The organism is Flavobacterium aerium (assembly GCF_030766725.1).
In the GTDB taxonomy this organism is placed as follows: domain Bacteria; phylum Bacteroidota; class Bacteroidia; order Flavobacteriales; family Flavobacteriaceae; genus Flavobacterium; species Flavobacterium aerium.
In genome coordinates this window covers 42,672-59,835 of the sequence record NZ_JARQWR010000002.1, presented here as the reverse complement: position 1 = coordinate 59,835, position 17,164 = coordinate 42,672, and the positions used below count along the sequence as shown (strand labels likewise).

Annotated in this window: 15 protein-coding genes; 3 read left to right on the top strand and 12 right to left on the bottom strand. The window is 32.3% G+C overall.

The genetic code is table 11. The features are described 5' to 3' along the window. Nucleotides 1-2: 2 nt before the first annotated feature. The 8 genes from P6733_RS02855 to P6733_RS02820 form a co-directional block, all read right to left on the bottom strand. On the bottom strand, nucleotides 3-941 hold the full coding sequence (locus tag P6733_RS02855) for a hypothetical protein (protein WP_306350092.1): 939 nt from the start codon (nucleotides 939-941) through the stop codon (nucleotides 3-5). A gap of 89 nt (nucleotides 942-1,030) precedes the next feature. Further along, nucleotides 1,031-1,579 carry a helix-turn-helix domain-containing protein gene (locus P6733_RS02850; protein ID WP_306350091.1) on the bottom strand — a complete coding sequence of 183 codons (549 nt, stop codon included), beginning with the start codon at nucleotides 1,577-1,579 and terminating at the stop codon, nucleotides 1,031-1,033. 235 nt (nucleotides 1,580-1,814) lie between these two features. Beyond that, a complete protein-coding gene (locus tag P6733_RS02845; protein WP_306350090.1) occupies nucleotides 1,815-2,849 on the bottom strand; it encodes a hypothetical protein in 1,035 nt (344 codons plus the stop codon). 187 nt (nucleotides 2,850-3,036) lie between these two features. Then, entirely contained in the window at nucleotides 3,037-3,636 is a 600-nt protein-coding gene (locus P6733_RS02840) for a GNAT family N-acetyltransferase (protein WP_306350089.1), read from the bottom strand. Between the two features lie 224 nt (nucleotides 3,637-3,860). Continuing rightward, nucleotides 3,861-4,070, bottom strand: coding sequence for a hypothetical protein (locus tag P6733_RS02835; RefSeq protein ID WP_306350088.1), 210 nt, complete (start codon nucleotides 4,068-4,070; stop codon nucleotides 3,861-3,863). Nucleotides 4,071-4,205: 135 nt separating this feature from the next. Beyond that, nucleotides 4,206-5,351 (bottom strand): agmatine deiminase family protein, encoded by a 1,146-nt coding sequence (locus P6733_RS02830; protein WP_306350087.1) that lies wholly within the window; start codon nucleotides 5,349-5,351, stop codon nucleotides 4,206-4,208. Nucleotides 5,352-5,408: 57 nt separating this feature from the next. Continuing rightward, nucleotides 5,409-6,236, bottom strand: a complete 828-nt coding sequence (locus P6733_RS02825) for an AraC family transcriptional regulator (RefSeq protein WP_306350086.1) — start codon at nucleotides 6,234-6,236, stop codon at nucleotides 5,409-5,411. Between the two features lie 245 nt (nucleotides 6,237-6,481). Beyond that, on the bottom strand, nucleotides 6,482-6,991 hold the full coding sequence (locus P6733_RS02820) for a GNAT family N-acetyltransferase (RefSeq protein WP_306350085.1): 510 nt from the start codon (nucleotides 6,989-6,991) through the stop codon (nucleotides 6,482-6,484). A 185-nt stretch (nucleotides 6,992-7,176) separates the two neighbouring features. On the opposite strand from P6733_RS02820, the gene P6733_RS02815 reads away from it, so the two are divergent. From P6733_RS02815 to P6733_RS02805, 3 genes are all read left to right on the top strand, one after another. Beyond that, entirely contained in the window at nucleotides 7,177-8,244 is a 1,068-nt protein-coding gene (locus P6733_RS02815; protein ID WP_306350084.1) for a tyrosine-protein phosphatase, read from the top strand. A gap of 140 nt (nucleotides 8,245-8,384) precedes the next feature. Then, nucleotides 8,385-9,239 carry a TolB family protein gene (locus tag P6733_RS02810; protein WP_306350083.1) on the top strand — a complete coding sequence of 285 codons (855 nt, stop codon included), beginning with the start codon at nucleotides 8,385-8,387 and terminating at the stop codon, nucleotides 9,237-9,239. Nucleotide 9,240: 1 nt separating this feature from the next. Continuing rightward, nucleotides 9,241-10,440: an N-acetylmuramoyl-L-alanine amidase gene (locus tag P6733_RS02805; RefSeq protein ID WP_306350082.1), complete on the top strand. Its 1,200-nt coding sequence runs from the start codon at nucleotides 9,241-9,243 to the stop codon at nucleotides 10,438-10,440. Nucleotides 10,441-10,557: 117 nt separating this feature from the next. Here the strand turns inward: P6733_RS02805 and P6733_RS02800 are convergent, their stop codons facing one another. The 4 genes from P6733_RS02800 to P6733_RS02785 all read right to left on the bottom strand — a co-directional run bounded on the left by P6733_RS02800 (nucleotide 10,558) and on the right by P6733_RS02785 (nucleotide 17,143). Continuing rightward, a complete protein-coding gene (locus P6733_RS02800) occupies nucleotides 10,558-11,688 on the bottom strand; it encodes a PepSY-associated TM helix domain-containing protein (protein ID WP_306350081.1) in 1,131 nt (376 codons plus the stop codon). A gap of 91 nt (nucleotides 11,689-11,779) precedes the next feature. Continuing rightward, nucleotides 11,780-13,036, bottom strand: coding sequence for a DUF4374 domain-containing protein (locus tag P6733_RS02795; RefSeq protein WP_306350080.1), 1,257 nt, complete (start codon nucleotides 13,034-13,036; stop codon nucleotides 11,780-11,782). A 21-nt stretch (nucleotides 13,037-13,057) separates the two neighbouring features. Continuing rightward, nucleotides 13,058-15,409, bottom strand: a complete 2,352-nt coding sequence (locus tag P6733_RS02790) for a TonB-dependent receptor (RefSeq protein ID WP_306350079.1) — start codon at nucleotides 15,407-15,409, stop codon at nucleotides 13,058-13,060. 408 nt (nucleotides 15,410-15,817) lie between these two features. Further along, nucleotides 15,818-17,143 (bottom strand): sensor histidine kinase, encoded by a 1,326-nt coding sequence (locus P6733_RS02785; protein WP_306350078.1) that lies wholly within the window; start codon nucleotides 17,141-17,143, stop codon nucleotides 15,818-15,820. Nucleotides 17,144-17,164 lie beyond the last annotated feature (21 nt).

Below are 17,164 nucleotides of genomic sequence, written 5' to 3'. Positions count from 1 at the left end.
TTCTATTCTACTTTGAATTTTTTATTCTTACAATCTAAAATTAGTTTGTGATTTAAGAAGAGCTTATTTCCTATCATTCCTTGCATTCCAGAAGTTTTCATTAATAGATTCTGAATTTGTGAAGTGCCTTCAACATAGGTTACCTCTGAAAGTTTTAGGTCTTGATTTCCAATCTTTATAGTGTTCTTAGTTGCTGCGGAAATAACGGTTAACATATTTCCCCAAGAATTTCCTTTTTCTATGCTAGGCTTACTATTTTGAGTTTTATATTTTTCCCATTCTTCTTTATTCGTAATCAATTCATAACCGCTTGTTCCTGAATCGTACAGCAATTTTAGCTTTTCATCCCCAATTGTTGCTGGAAAGATAATCTTCCGTTTTTTAAATTCAAATTCGGTAAACTCCTCTCCCTTTATATCCTCTACGAATGAACACAGATTATTTTTAAAATCGAGAATCGTTACTCGTCTCTCTAATAAATCTGTTCCAATTGTACCAATGATATTCTCCGCATTTGGATTATTCAAATCTATTATATTGCCATAATTTAATACTTTAAAATGATCTGAAACAATACTCATAGTTCCGATATTGAAATGTATTGAAATCTGATTTTGATCTGTATTAAATTTAAACGAGTGTTGTAGCTTTGATTGGATCGATTCTAACGATTTTTTATAGAACAAAGTAATTGGTGATCCGGAATCCAATTGCATATAAAATGTTTTATCAATTCCTTTAATTTGTACAGGCAAAAGAGTCGCAGAATAAGGATTCTCCTCACTAGAAACCCATCTCATTGAAATGTCTTTTGTAAAGCCGGAAACATTCAAATCATTTTCTGGTGGTGTAAATTTTTGATCAAAATAAAAATAGCCACCGAGCAATGATAAAACGGTACTGATTACAATAACCAATGTAATTTTTTTAAATAATTTCATACTGTTGTTTTTCTTGCAAGATTCCGCTTTAAAAATCGATTTTCTAGCAAAAACAATATGACATTTTTACGTCAATTTTACGACTATAATTATAAAAAACTGGTTTTCAATTTAATACACAAATCCCCTTTTTGATTCAAACTAATTCCATTCTTGATAATCACAAATAGTTTTAAACCTATAAGAGCAATTAAGAAGAGAATAAATAAAGGAAATTTTATTGATAATGCTTTTTGAATGAATGGGCTTATAATCATCAAAACGGAGAGAATGATTGTCAAAAGAATTTGAATACTTACTATACTTTTTCCAAGTTCTTTATTTATTGGATCTTTTGTTTTGTAGGTTAAAATTAAAGGAAAAACAATATTTCCAAATGGAATGAGAAGTCCCAACAAAGCAGAAAGATTAATTAATTTTGCTCTGTCTATTTTAGTATTCTCGTCAAGAGTAGATATTAGATTTTCTGGTTTGGTTTCCAAAGATTGGGCAATGGATTTTAAAGTAAAACCTTTTGGGATATTACCTGCTTCAATCCTTTGAATTGTTCTTAATGAAAGTCCTGATTTTTCTGCAAGTTCAGTTTGAGTCATGTTTTTTTCTTCCCTCAAAACTTGGACTTTATTCTTCATTTTCATTTGATCATAGATTTATGATAAATTTTCCGCTATTTGCTTTCTTTATGGTGGCTAATATAAAACTAATTTCAGGACTAGTATAGATTAATTTCATCTCCATTTACACAGTCGTTTTATACTGCTGTAAAGGTATATCTTATCATTCAGAACAGAAAAAGCTTCAGTAAAAACTGAAGCTTTTTCTGTTTTTATAAATCATACGTATGTATTATAGTAATGATTACACTCAAAATACTTATGATTTTTTTATAGGAAAGTATTTGTTTTTTAAATCTAGATCCATGTAATAAATAGCATCATCATCTAATACCTTGACATAGATTTTCGCTTTTGATTTATCTTGAGTATTTTTAATATTTAAAGCAACTTTAGAAGTATAATCCATCCATCTGATTTTTATTTTTGACTGTGGCTTCACGATCCATTCCATTTTTTCAACATCCAGAACTCCTGTAAAAGTAAGACATCCTGAAGCATTTGCTTCTATTCCAAATATATCCGCAGAAGGATAGTTCGGAAATTCTCCTTTTAATTTCTCTTCTCCTTTTATGCTCATAAAGGATGCTTTCTCTAGTAATTTATCACAAGAATAATTTTGTTGTCCATTAATAATAAACCAAGCATTGTCATCATTACTTGCTAATTCGTTCAACGATATTCCTTCATGAATAAAATCAAATCCTGGCAAAGAATTTCCTTCTGTATCTATTATACCATATCGTTTCTCACCATGGGTCATTTTCTTTTTTGCTATTGCATAATATTTTCCTTTATATTTAAAAGGATAAACATCCTTAAAACTCCCCTCTTTATAAATATCCGAACAGTTTTGTAAATTTCCTTTTTCATCTACTGAAAATCCTTTGAAATTATTTTCAGTAGAAACAATAGGGTTATTCCTTGAATTTTCACTCGGGCTACAGTCTAGTACAGGAACTAAATCCATAGTGTCTGTGGCATTTTTTGTAACTGTTATTTTAAAATCTTTTGAGTCAATTTCAAATTCATAGCCTTTATAATATCCTTTCATGACGGGATTAAATAATACATTAATTTGGAATTCTTCAATGGGACTCAGTATTGTTTTTTTAGAATGAGCATCTATTAAACCTGTTCTGTTATTTATTTCAAAGGGCAACACATTTTGAAGATTCTTTTTGTCAGCCTTTGCAAATAAATTTGAGATTTCATTTTTAATTTTCACAGATTCCTGGCCAAAAGAAAGCATTGAAATTGATAGAATGATAATAAGTGAAAGTTTTATTTTCATAAAAATAATTTAAAATAAATAGAAGCCTAATTAGGCGTTTTTCGACGGCGAATATATAACTATTTTCACTACTTGTATTGATTAATCCATGCTCTACTTCCTGATAAATTTTCTAATCTAACAGGAGTAAAACCTAATCTTAGACATTTTTCATAGAACTTAAAATAACCCAAATAATACCTCCATATTAAAGCTTGTTTTTCAATAGTTCTTTTTTAGATTCAACCCATTCCTGCTTTAAAATACTCAACACAGCAGAATCTCTTCGGCTACCATCAATTTTATAGCCATTACTACGCAGAATACCTTCATAGGTACAGCCAATGCTTTTAATCGCATTCATACTTCGTTCATTTTGACTGTCTAATCGGAATTCGACACGCTCGAAAGCTATTTGTTCAAATACAAATTCAAAAAGTAGGTATTTGCAGTGTTTGTTAAGTCCGGTTCCTTGAAATTGTTTGCCATACCAAGTGTGTCCAATAGAAAGATTTTTATTTACGTGATCGATATCATACAGTCGTGTACATCCTGCATATTCATTGCGTATTTTATCGAATACAATAAACGGATAGGCTTTTCCTGATTCTTTATCTTTTAAAGCCAAATCAATATAGGTTTTCATCCCTTCTTCACTTCCTGCATTATGCAAAGAGAATTTCCATAATTCGGGTTCCTGAATAGCAAAGGGTTTTAAATGGTCGTAATCGGAAAGGGCTAACGGGATTAGTTTTACCGATTCATTTTCAAGGATGTAATATTGTGCTGTACTAAAGTTTTCTTTCATTTTATAGCGCTATGGGATGATTTGTATTCTCTTTTCCGTTCCTTCGGAAAGAAAAGTACTATCAAACAAATTTAGTAAAGCAAAGTGAATAGTTTGCTTTGCGCTTGCTCTTTAACAGTAATGGAATTTAAGCTTTATAGCTTTGCACAATTATTCGTTTTTATGAATACAAAATAGTGTATAAAAAAAACCTTAAAATATATTTTAAGGTTTTTCAAATGACTTTAGTATTTCAACATTTTTTGAGTTTTCTTAAGAACAAAACTAGAGATAAAGTAAACGACTGAGGTTAGTAAAAATACTATTCCAACCATTCCGAAAAACTCTACAAACCTCATTAACATACTAGGTTCTTTTATATCACCATCCATTAAAAAAGCAATAGTGGTAATAATGGATGATACCATTAAAATGTTTAAAAATTGTTTTTTCATACTTATTTAGTATTTAGTTCGTATTCAAGAAACGTATTCTACAATCATTTAGTATCAATTTATGATCAACAACCTTAATTTAAGTTAAATACATAAAAAATCCCCAGCTTATACTGAGGATTTCTATTATTCATTTTATTGTGGTTGCTGTTGTGTAACACAATGTACCATTCCGCCATTAGCATAGAGGTTTCGGACATCAATCCCTACTACTGTTCGGCCTGGGTATAAGCCTGCAATAATTGAATTTGCTACAGCATCGTTAGGATCATTGTAATTTGGCACTAAAACTTTACCATTAGCTACATAGTAATTAATATAACTTCCTTTGTAGGATAAGTGTTCTCCAGTTTGTGTCGTTACATTATTTTGGGTTAGCGGTAAGATTACTTTAGTATATACTTGATTACTTGTATTGGACGCTGCATATAGCGTTGTAATATCAGTCGATGAAAGACCCCAATCCGATAAATCGTTATTGTTCATGGTGACCATTTTTGTACTGGATACAAATTTTGCAATTCCATCAATATGCATATCCGTTACATCATCTTCACTAAAACCTCCTTCTAACCAAATGAATTTTGTTGCTCCAAGGTATTTTGTGAAGTTTGATTCCGCTTGCGCCTGACTCATTCCTGGGTTTCTGACTGAACTTGCTGGGCTCTGACTGATGATCGCACTTTTTGTCGCCATTAGCACACCATGTCCATCTAATTCAACTGAACCGCCTTCATTTACCATTACGCTGTTCAAATTCACTACTGTTTTTCCTGTACTAGCTCCTATTGAACTTGGTACTGCATTACAATTGGCCGAATCATATTTTCCTCCCCAACCATTAAACCCCCAGTCTTCAATAACTAAATTACCTTGCTTGTCACGCACATAAATTGGCCCGTTGTCTCTTACCCACACATCGTCTGTTTTTTGGATTTTGAAATCAACATTTGACAAAGGAACATTTGCAGTATTTAATAAAGCTATGATTCTGGATTGTTCGGTAGCATTGTAAGCAATAATGTGTACTTTTTCAGTAGCTTGTAAGGCTTTGGTCATCGCAACCCATGTCGCATCCAAATCATTTCTGTAGGTAACACCGTGTTGGTATTGGTGTGGCCATTGTAACCAAGTTCCTTCGTGTGGTTCTGATTCTTCTGGCATCTTGTACAAAATTTGAGACGGATCGGGTGTTGGTATTACCTCCGTCGTACTTTCGTCGGTATTGCATGAATTAAAAAGTGCCATTGCAATTACTGTAAATAAAATTTTAGTTTCCATGTTGTATTGTTTTTTTAGATAGGCAAAACTAAGGCCAGTTCGAATAACAGTATTGTCTTATTTTGACAACTTTCGTTGAATGGGAACATAGATTTCTGTTGTTAATTCAGTACCTGAATTTTCATCGATATAATACTGTTCTATAATCGGGGATGTACCGAGCTCATAATTGTTCTCATACAGCCATCGATGGTATATTTTACGATAGGTTTCCTCAATAGTATCGTAATTTCCTTCATGTATATATTTGGCATACCAACCGCCAAAAATGCTTTTTTTAAGGTATGATTTTGGATGAGCACATTGGTCAATACCGGCTTCATATCTTGATTTCTCTTTATCTGAAATAATGGGTTGATCTACAATTATTCCAAAAGTATTATAGACTGGAATACTTATATTTCCGTCGATTATATCATCCCAAAAGTCATTGATTGCCATATTATTATAATTATTACTTATCAATGTTTTGTAATAAATGTGTACAGGTTCTTTGTATACATACTCAAAACTGATGGGGAAATCCTGTTCTTTTTTGTGCTGAATGTATTCTTCAAAAAGTGATTTCTTACTTTGTCTGGCTTGTAGAGGTGTGATGTGAAATTTATTCTTAAAGGCTTTGGCAAAAGATTGGTTGTTACCATATCCTACATCGTAGGCAACCTCAACAATCGAAAGATCTGTGTAAACCAATTTCTTATAGGCATTTTCAAGCTTTAGCCGAATACAGAAATCTCCAATGGTTTCCTGAAGTATCGCGCTAAAAATACGTTGTATATTTCGATAGGAATAATTGGAAATTTCTTCCAATTCCAAGGGATCGATTTGTCGATCATAATTGGCTTCCAAAAAAGTGAGAATCTGCTGTATTTTTTCAATAGTCATCTATTCTGGTATTAGCCGTTTACAAACCTATAATAGAGCCTTTGTATTTCTATCTATAAAATTAATACGTTATTTATTGTCATCCAATAGTTTACCCACAAATATGACTCCTAAAGGGAAAATTTAATAGTTCACATCATATCTAATAGTTAAACTTAGATTTTTTAATTTTCGTATTATCCATAATAATTTCAAATCTGTATATTTCCTTCAATTCTAAAATAATATTGAAATGCCTAAGGAAGTTACTGACTTTTACAATATACTAAGCTTTCTTCTTCTTTTGGGACATCATTAAGTGTTCCTTCTAAAAGAAACCCGCATTTCTCCAAAACATTAATTGAAGCAATATTTTTAGGCCTTACAAGTCCGAAAACCTCTATTGCTTCTAATTCTTCAAAAGCAAATGTAATAGCTCTTTTGGCTAGTTCTGTGGCATATCCTTTACCAAAAAATGCAACATCAAATCGGAATCCTAGATTTAGCTTTAATTCATCACCATACATCCTATAATTAAGTCCTCCAAAACCGATACTATGTTCTGGATTCTTTATTTCTGAAATTTTCCAAACGCCAAAATTATATTTCTCCCAATGTTCCACAATAGCTCTCATAATATTCTCTGCTACTTCAATGTTTTTTAATGGTCCAAGTGGATTGAATATATTAGTTGCAGGATCACTATTTATTTCAAAATATCGGGCAACATCACTCTTTTCTGGTCTTGATAAAATTAATCGGTCAGTAATTATCATTTCGTTAATCTATTTAATTGCTGTAATAGTCAAACTATGAAGTTAGAAAAATATTTTATTTTATTCTCATCCTATAATTTATTCTTTCATTCCCTTTATACATCTTTAGTATTAATCTTACAATTGGTGCGTTAATTTTATCCAAATTGTTTTTCTTTCAGCCTACATTTCTTTATCTTTCATTCATGAAGCATCTACTTTGCATTTCGGTCCTTTCAATAACCATTGTTTCCTGTGGCGTCAAACTTCCTTCAAACACTTTTGATAAGCAACTGAAAGAGAGTAATTATGTAGACAACAAAAAGGAAAATTATACTTTATATATTGATCCTCAAATGCCAATTACGCAAATTAAACTTCAAGCCAAACCTACTTCTTGGAATCCAAATAATATTATGAAAGATCATACAATTCAGCTTCCTAATCAGGAACAACGTCCTTATTTTGACTTAATCACTCCTACTGATACAGTAGTTGTTGCAAATCGTCATATTGATTTTAAAAAAGTCATTAATTTTAGAGATATAGGCGGTATAAAAACCAAAGATGGAAAAACGGTACAGTGGGGTAAAATTTTCCGTTCCGACAATCTCTCTAAGTTACAAGACAAAGAATTTGATAAATTCGAGAATCTGAATATCCGCAGTGTAATTGATTTAAGAACTAAAACAGAAATAAAAGGTCACGAAGATCATTTGCCTAGTACCGCACAGTATTTCAGTTATCCTTCTATTGAAGATGATGGTGATATGTTTACCAAAATGCGTAACAAAGTCATCAATGGTGAAATAACCGAAGATGAATCTTTGCAGCTAATGATGAAGTTGTACCAAAGCATCGTTTCAGACAATGTAACTTCCTTACGTGCTGTTATCCATAAAACGATTGAATCTGATACTCCTGTATTATACCATTGTTCTGCGGGGAAGGATCGCACAGGAATTATAACTGCTCTAATCTTTTCTATTTTGAATGTAGATCGAGAAACCATCAAAAATGAATACTTGCTATCGAATCATTTTCTGAAAAGCAAAACCGAAAAAATTCTACGTAAAATAAAAATAGCCAAAGTGATTAAACCCCGTCTTAATCAGCATGTGATTCTAAACTTTATGCGTGTAGATGAACGTTACTTGAATGCTGCTTTTGAGGTTATTGATACTAAATATGGCGGTATCGATTCTTATATTAAAAATGAACTTCAAATAGATGATACTATGCGAAAGGAAGCCATTCGTAAGCTTACTTACTAAACTAATATCTTTACCATAAACAAACCTTTCAATCACACTAACAACCTCAGCAACAACACTTAATGTTAATAATTTAACACATAAGGGATTATTTATATAAAAATTTAAGTTAATTTTATATTTAACCTAAATCCTTTATTATGAATAAATTACTTATGTTGTGCTCATTATTCTTGAGCATTTCCATTTATGGACAAAAAATTAATGGCCTCGAGCGTATCGACATTGATGGCTTTTACACGAACCCATTATTCTCACCCACTGGTGAATTTGTATTACTATCTGGTGAGCACCTTAAAGGGGTTTATCTATTAGAGCTAAAGAATAATAGTGTAAAAAAAATTTCTGATTTATCAGGAAGTGGTTATGCCTATTCTTGGGATCTGTCTGGAGATTCTTTTTATTTTAAAGAAAAACCAGAGCATGAATATTACTCTAACTCCAAAGTTGTTAATTACAACGTTCGCAACAACTCTTACACAAAAATTGTAGAGGTAGATCACAACTATTTACCTTCATATACAGGTAAAACTAACAATGATCAACAGATTGTGGTGTATACTAACATTGCTACCTTAAAAATTGAAGCTAAAGATTTAGTTTCTTCAAAACAATGGATGGTTACTGAAGATGAAGGACAATTCTACAATGCAATTCTTTCTCATGATGGTAAAAAAGTAGCGGTACACAATGGTGCTGACATCTATGTGTATTCTATCGACAATAGTTTTAAAGCTAAAAAAGTAGGTACTGGAATTGCTACAGCTTGGACAGAGGATGACAAAGCGCTTATTGGATTTTTAGACGAAAGCAGAGATGGACACGTGGTTACAAATTCAGAATTATATCTTTTTAATGTGGAAACTGCACAAACGAAAAAGATTACTAATACTGAAGTATTGGCTGAAATGTACCCTACTGTTTATAAAGACAAAATTATTTTCGCTGACGATAAAAGCGGAGGAATTTTTACTGCAACTCTAAAATTAAAATAAGATGAAAAAAATTACTTTTATATTCGGTTTATTACTATTTACTTTAGGAATGAACGCTCAAATTATTGTTCTTGATCCAGGACATGGATATGGTACTAGTACCAGTGATAATCCAGATGGTAGAACGGCTACTGAAATAGAAACTGCACTTGCTGTAGGTCTAAAAACCAGAACCTTAATTCAAAACAGTTGTACTTGGACAGCACATATGACACGTACAACCAATGTAAACGGATGGATTTCTGTAAATCAACGTGCTACAATGTCTAACAACTGGAATGCTGACCGTTTCTTAAGTATTCATTGTAATGCAGGTGGTGGAACCGGAACAGAAACTTTCTATTGTACCTATGATGATGCTAATACAGCTCCAGATATCGCTTTCGCAAAAAAGATACAGGCAGATATGGTAACACATGGTTCATGGGCGAATCGTCGTTGTGTAGAAGATAATACCTTTTTAAATTATCATTTAGGTGTATTGCGTTACTCTTCGGCTACTGCATGTTTAAATGAAATTGGATTTGTTGATTTAGCAGGTGATGCTGCAAAATTAAACAGTGACAGTTGGAGAAATAACTTTGCTTTAGCCTATTTTAATTCTTTAAAATCGGACCTGAACTTAACCTGTAGCGCTACGGCTGCACCGGGTAGTTTTACTATTTCGGCAACGACTACTTGTAGCGGAACGCAAAGCGCTATTAATTTAACTTGGACAACATCGTCTAATGCTACTACATATGATGTTTACAGAAATGGTAATTTATATGCACCTGATTTAACAGGTAATTCATTCTTGAATACGTATCTGATTAATGCAGGTTCAACATATACTTACTCTATTAAAGCCAAAAATGCTACTGGTAGTACGGCTAACTCGAATGGTACCATTTCAAGAACCGCTATTAGTTGTGCAGGTGCTCGTAACAGTGCTACTGTAGGTTTATCGGATTTAGACATTAAGATCTATCCTAATCCAAACACTGGCAAATTTATGCTTACATTGAACAGTACAATTACTAACGAAGGACATTATGAAATCTATGATGTTATGGGTAGAAAAGTGGTTGCTCAGAAACTAAGTAATAATGATACTTCTTCTGATGTTGAAATCGATATTTCTAAATTTCCATCTGGTGTATACATGCTGAATGTTGTGATTGATAATCAGGAATTCACTAAGAAAATCATCAAAAATTAGCACTTGATTTATTTTTAAAATTAAAAAACCGCTTCAGTTTCCTGAAGCGGTTTTCATTTGTGCAAAGTAAAAATTTAAATTACCACTAATTTAAAACGTCTAATTGGCTGGTTAGTATCAAATAGCTTTTTTTCCTTTTTGAGGACTTTTCTTCTTCTTTTTCTTTCTACCCCACCAAATAATAAATCCGGTTATGGGTAAGCTGGCACAAATAAAACTAGCAATGAAATATAAAATTTTTGTAGTTAATCCGCCTACAGTTCCTGTATGCAAACCGTAATTCGATCGGCGAAGCCAATCAGCAAAACGCTCATCTCCTATTCTTTTTTGTGTATCGGGTAGTAATTTAAGTGTTTGTGGATCAAAATATAAATCACGCCATGCTCCATTATGCATATCGGTACAGGCATATATACTTTCTCCTGGTTTTTCTTGAATACTGATGATGACTGCTTCTTTATCTTTCTCTGCAATATCTCGACGTACTTTTTTCCAAATCGAATCTGCCAGAATTAATTTGTCTCTTTCGGGTTTAGTGATAGAATCTTTAACAGCAATGGGTTCTTCTTTCTGTTCTTTGTCTTGCCATCCACCACTTGCCCAATAGGCACTTTGACGAAACCAATTAAAACTCATTACTAAAGCTGTAAAAGCCATGATTAAGGCTAGTAGAAAAGAATAAAAACCCAATACATTATGCAAATCATAATTCAGACGCTTAAAGCGGGCTTTCCATTTAATTTTAAAGCTCATATCTCTATTTGCTTTGTTCCATTTTTTAGGAAACCATAGGATTAATCCACTGATCGTTAGTAGAAAGAAAATGAAGGTTCCCCATCCTGTGAACTGCTCTCCTATTTCTCGTGGAAGCCATAAATAGAAATGTCCATCTTCTACAATATGAAAAATGTCTTCATGATCTACAACGGCCATGATTTTGGCGGTATAGGGATTTACATATACCAATGAATCTGAATCGATAGTAACTTGTATCGATCGATCTAATCCTTCATACCAAAGACTTTTCACCTCTTTGTCGGGCATTGCTGTTTTTACAGCATTATAAATTTCAGAAGGGGGTAATTGTTTTTCGGCAGCTTGTTCTTCAACGTGTAGCCATGGGGAGGAAAATGAAACTATTTCCTGTTCAAAAACCAAGATACAACCTGTAATACTAACGATTACAACAATGATTCCCGACGCAAGACCTAACCACAAATGTAGCCAAGCATTTATTTTATTGAACATAAAAAAAATTGAGTTTAGTAAAAAATAACCATGTGTTTGAAGGAGAACCAACAGTCACATGGTTATGTAATTATTTTATAAAAAATAGGGATTATCTTTTTGTTAACTTGGTAATTACTGGCATGTGAAGACCACCTTTTAACAATGCTCCTGGTTTAGCAACACCTGTACTAAGATCTATTTGATAGATTCTAGATTCAGTATTGTTTAAGTAACTTTTATAAGCTTTTCCATTTTCTACATACATACTACCCAATCCAAAATATTCATCCCCGGAATGATCTGGCAATCCTGTAATTGGTGTAACCGTTTTGCTTATCAAATCTACTATAGCCGATTTTAAAATAGGTTTTGTATTTTGAAGAAATGCCGATTGATTTTCTGTTGTATCAATATTTTTAGGAATGTATTTTACCACTACTTTATTTCCTCCTGCATAGTAAGCAGAAAGCACTTTTCCTGTTACACTGCTTTGTTCGAAGTTAAGGAAGTAATCTGCATCAAAGGTATCAGTTCCACTTTTAATACGTAATATCCCTGAAGCTGCATCTGTTTTTGGAGTATAGATTCCTGCATAGGCATTCGAAGAGAAAGTGTAAATATCTCCATTTTCTGTACGAATTGTACCTGTATTACTATAATAAATTCCAGCTGGTGTAGTTCTAGTATCTTTAATCGTTTTTACATAAGTAAGTGATGGATAATCATATACTCTGATGTAAGTTTCTGTCGTTCTTTTATCTCCCCAGTTGTTTCCAACGCGTGGTAATAAATAACCAGTAACATATAGTTTATTTCCTGATGTTTGTAAACCTGTAGGCCACATATATAAAGTTTCATTCCCTACCACTTCTGCAAAATTATCCATTTTTCGACGGATGATTGAAACTGTATTTGGGTCATAAATCATCATTTCTTTGTCTATAGAACTTCCTTCCCATGAAGCTCCAATAAGCACTGCTTTATTATCTTCTGTAGTACCAAAAGCATATACTGATTCTATAGCAATTTTATTTCCCTTGACTAATTTTCCTGTTTGATCAATGTAAAGAGATGCTCCTCCATCGTCGTCTGTACTACAAGCAAAAAGTGTATTGTTTACAGCAATACAATCTCCTTTTTGTTCAATACCGATTCCCTGCATACTAATTTCTCCTGTCATGAATCGATCTAATGAATCGAATCCCCAGATGTATTGTGTATAGTCTGCTAACCAATAGGAGAAAACATATTTTGAATCTGCTCCAGAATTTTCATCTCCTCTAGAAGAATCATCACTTCCACAAGAAAAAAATACAGCTGATAGAGCTATAGCCGTAAAATAATTTTTGAATTTGTTTATTGACATCATTTGATTATTTAAGTATGATTAATTATTAAAAAAGTATCTGAATTTTATCGTAAATGAGCGCCCTGGTTTTTGTACATTAAAGTAATCGTACACCTTTACATCGGTGATATTACGGCAATCCAAAGCCACATTGTACTTACCGTTTTGGAATGAATAGGTTGCTCCTAGGTTTTGAGTGAACTGTTCTGGAATGGCTTTTTTGTATTTTGAATCGCCATAAATAGGCCATGATAAATAATAGGCATCGATATAATTTGCTCCTACATTTACTGAAAGTTGATCATGAGTATACGAAACATTTTTGAACATGAACGTTAAATCGGCATTCCCGTAGAATATTGGTGTATTCGGCAACTGAGCACCGTATAGGTAATTATGTATTTGTGTTCCTGGTGGGGCAAATTTGTTTGTATTGGTCGTTTTTTGATAGGTTGCATTAATCTCAAACGTTAACAACTCTGAGTATCCGTATCGGATAGCTCCGTCGACACCTTGTACTCGAATACTTTCCTGATTTTCATATTTGCTTGTAGTTTCTAATCGTACATTTTGAATAAAGTCTTTTGCATTTCTAAAAATATAACTGCTTTCTAGCCCAAAAGTATGTTTTTCTATTTTTTTTGTAAAAGCTAATCCTGCATTGATGTTACTACTTTTCTCTGGTTTTAAATCAATGTTACTTTTAATACTTAATCCATCTCCTAACATTTCTGTTGCTGTAGGCATACGGTATGCATATTCATAGGATGCTTTAACTTGCAATTCTGGAATAATATGATAAGTTGCAGCGGTTCCGTAACCATAAAATGAAGATGATTTTGATAACAAAGCATCATTCGATACCATCTTAGTCGATAAATCATAACGTTTTCCAAAAGCGGAAACAGATAGGCGTTGATCTAAGGCTATAACATTATATGATAATCCTAAAAACCCTTTATTAATTGTTGGTTTTCCTGGTCGGATAATCTCTTTATATTCATCATTTTCTTTACGATTGTATCCTGTATAGGAATGGTTCAAGGCTACCGTTTGATTGTCTGTGATTTGGTATTTTAAATTGGTTGCGGTCTGAAATGTCTTTTCATCATAGACATAGATTGTCTTATCACCTAGCTCACCCTTATCAGGAGTATTGCCGTAGGTTCTATACGTATACCCTCCCGTCCAGTCATAAACTTTTGAAGAAACATCGACTGATTTTCCTTGTGAAATATTATATGAAGTTGTGAAATTCAAAGAAAGTCCATCTGTAAACAAATTGTCTTTTTTATATTTCAACGAAGGAATAAAACCTTTGCTTTCTGTATACGCTTCTCCCACTACACGTTGCATGGTTGAGCCTTGTTGGATTTCCTTTTTATTGCCAGTTACAATGGCTCCAATTAATAAATAATCCGCAAATTTTTTATTTTTCACTCCTCCTTCAACCATCATGGTGCCAGATTTATAACCATCATGAAAATGTCTAAACTTTCGTTCTGGTAAATATTGTCCTGTTTCACGATCGGCTATACTTACATCCACTTTATAGTCGTTATCAGAGTAATTGGTAAAAGCATTTACATTCAATATGAATCCATTTTTATTGGAAAAACGGGTATTAATTGCTGCCTTATGGGTATTAAATGATCCGAAACTATAAGAGGCATCAATATAACGGTTGATATTTTTATTGGTAATAATATTAACCGCTCCTCCTAGTGCATCACCACCTAGTTCAATAGGTACAACTCCTTTGTAAATATCAATACGTTCAGCCATATTGATTGGAATATTATTAAGTGTAAATGATGAACCATAATTGTCAATTGGAATTCCATCCAAAAAGAATTTAACTTGATTTCCTGAAAAACCATTTAAAGTGAAGTTAAAGTTAGAACCTAATCCACCCGATTCACGAATGCGTACTCCTGTTGTCTTATTCAATACTTGATTGATATCACTCGAAGTATTATAAAGCTGTTTTGCATCTATTGCAGTAACATTGTAAGCCTGTTCTCTTATGCGCTGTACGCTCGATTTTCCTTCTACCTGAACTTCATTTAAGGCTTTGACATCTTCCTCTACAATTACATTTTGTATCTGCGTATTTTCTTCCTGCACAACAACTTTCATTTCTTTCGATTTAAAACCGATATATGAAATAATTAAAGTGTATTTTCCTGGTTCTGCATCAATCGTATACTCTCCTTTTTCATTTGTAATAGCTGAATATTGTGTGTTTTTAAAAAAAACGGAAACGGATTCGGCCGGTAAATTGTCGGGGGTTAATATTTTCCCCGATACAGAAGATTTTCTACTTTGAGAGAAAACCTGTAATGAAGCTATTAGAAAAATAGCTAAAACACATAGTCTTTGTAGTTTCATTTGGATAAGTTGAGTATAGTTCTACTCTTTTTTAACTTTATTTTGATGTTCCAAAATTAAAATACAAAATGTTAAAATCCTAAACTATTCTTATTTATTCTAAATAAAAATAAAATGGTTTTGAGGAATTGAAAATAAAAAATGGTTTTTATCTGTTTACAAAATACTGTAACTAACTATGAAACAGTGATTAACTATTTCATAGAATAATTAAATAATTACGGTAATTTTCGACGTTAACACTAGTGTATTTTATAATATTTGTAAGATTTTTACCTAACAATACTACCCGTATTACCTTGTTGTTGTTTTTGTTGTAGTATATTTTTGTACAGAAAAGGTATTTTTTAAGTTCAGGAAGTAAACAAAGAATATATATATGGTAATTTACTATATATAATTTTAATTTTAGGTTTTTAAATTGATTACAAAAATGGTTTGCTCTTCTCCTTTTCTCAAGGTCAAATAGCCACCATGAGCTTCTATAATATTTCTGGATAAAGTAAGTCCAATACCTGCTCCTTCTATACGGGTAGTGAAAAAAGGAAGAAATATTTTATCCTCAATTTCTTTTTCAATTCCTTTTCCAGAATCGCCAATCGTTATCGTAATTCTATCATTTTTTTGCTCTGCCTGAATCTCAATAACTTTATCTTTTAATCCTTCTAATGCATAAATACTATTGGTTAGTATATTGATTAGAACTTGTTCCATCTGTAATTTATCTACCGAAAGCCATCGGTTAAAGGAAATTGAATTCACAACTGCAATATTCTCTTTTTTCAAGAGAGGATTCATGATGTTTAAGGTACTATTAATTAATTCATTCAGCTCTACCTTAGTTTTTACAGGTGTAGGTAACATGGCTAATTTTCGATAGCTATCCACAAAAATTTGTAGGTGATCACTACGGTGAATCATTGTCGTAACGCTTTGTTTAATATCTTCTAAATCTTCTTTAGAAAGAGATTCTTGTTGCATTAGCTCATTAAGATTTTGTGTAAGTGAACGAATGGGCGTTAAAGAATTCATTAATTCATGCGAAATTACTTTCATCAGATTAATCCACGCTTCTTTTTCCTTTTTCTCAATTACTTTTTGAATTGAATCCAAGAGGATAATGTAGTATTCTTTATTGTATGTTTTTGTCCTAGAGGTTTGAAGTATAAAGGTTTGTGTGTCTTGCTGTTCCACCTTGATTTGCAGTGCCGTTTTGATTTCCTGAAAATTTTGATCTTCAATACTTGCACAAAGAGAAGGTAAATGATTCTTAAGATACTTCCATTTGGAAACTTTAGGAACAGTAAAATAATTAGAGAAATAATCATTCATTAAGAAGATATCCCAGTCTTGTTTATCTTTCTGTAAGATTAAAACACCTGTTTCAATATTGTTCAAGATAGAACGGTATACCAATTCTTTTGACTCTTGGTCGTTCTGCTTTTCTTTTAAAGTTTCATAGAGTCTTAGTAAACTTTTATAATTGGATAAAGTGCTCTGTTTTGAAAAGTCCGCTGAAAAATCATTGGCCAATATTGCATCTATCGTTTTATCATAAAAAAGAATACTACTCTTAATGAATATATACATTTCTATGATGATGGTGATAGAAATTATTGCAGCTAGAATAGCCGAATAGTGTAGTCCTTTTTGAAATAAAATTATACAGGAGGTAATCCCTATTATAATGATTAGGATTCGAAAAAATATACCGTTGTATTGTTTAAAGTTCATCTATTGTATTATTTTCAAGTC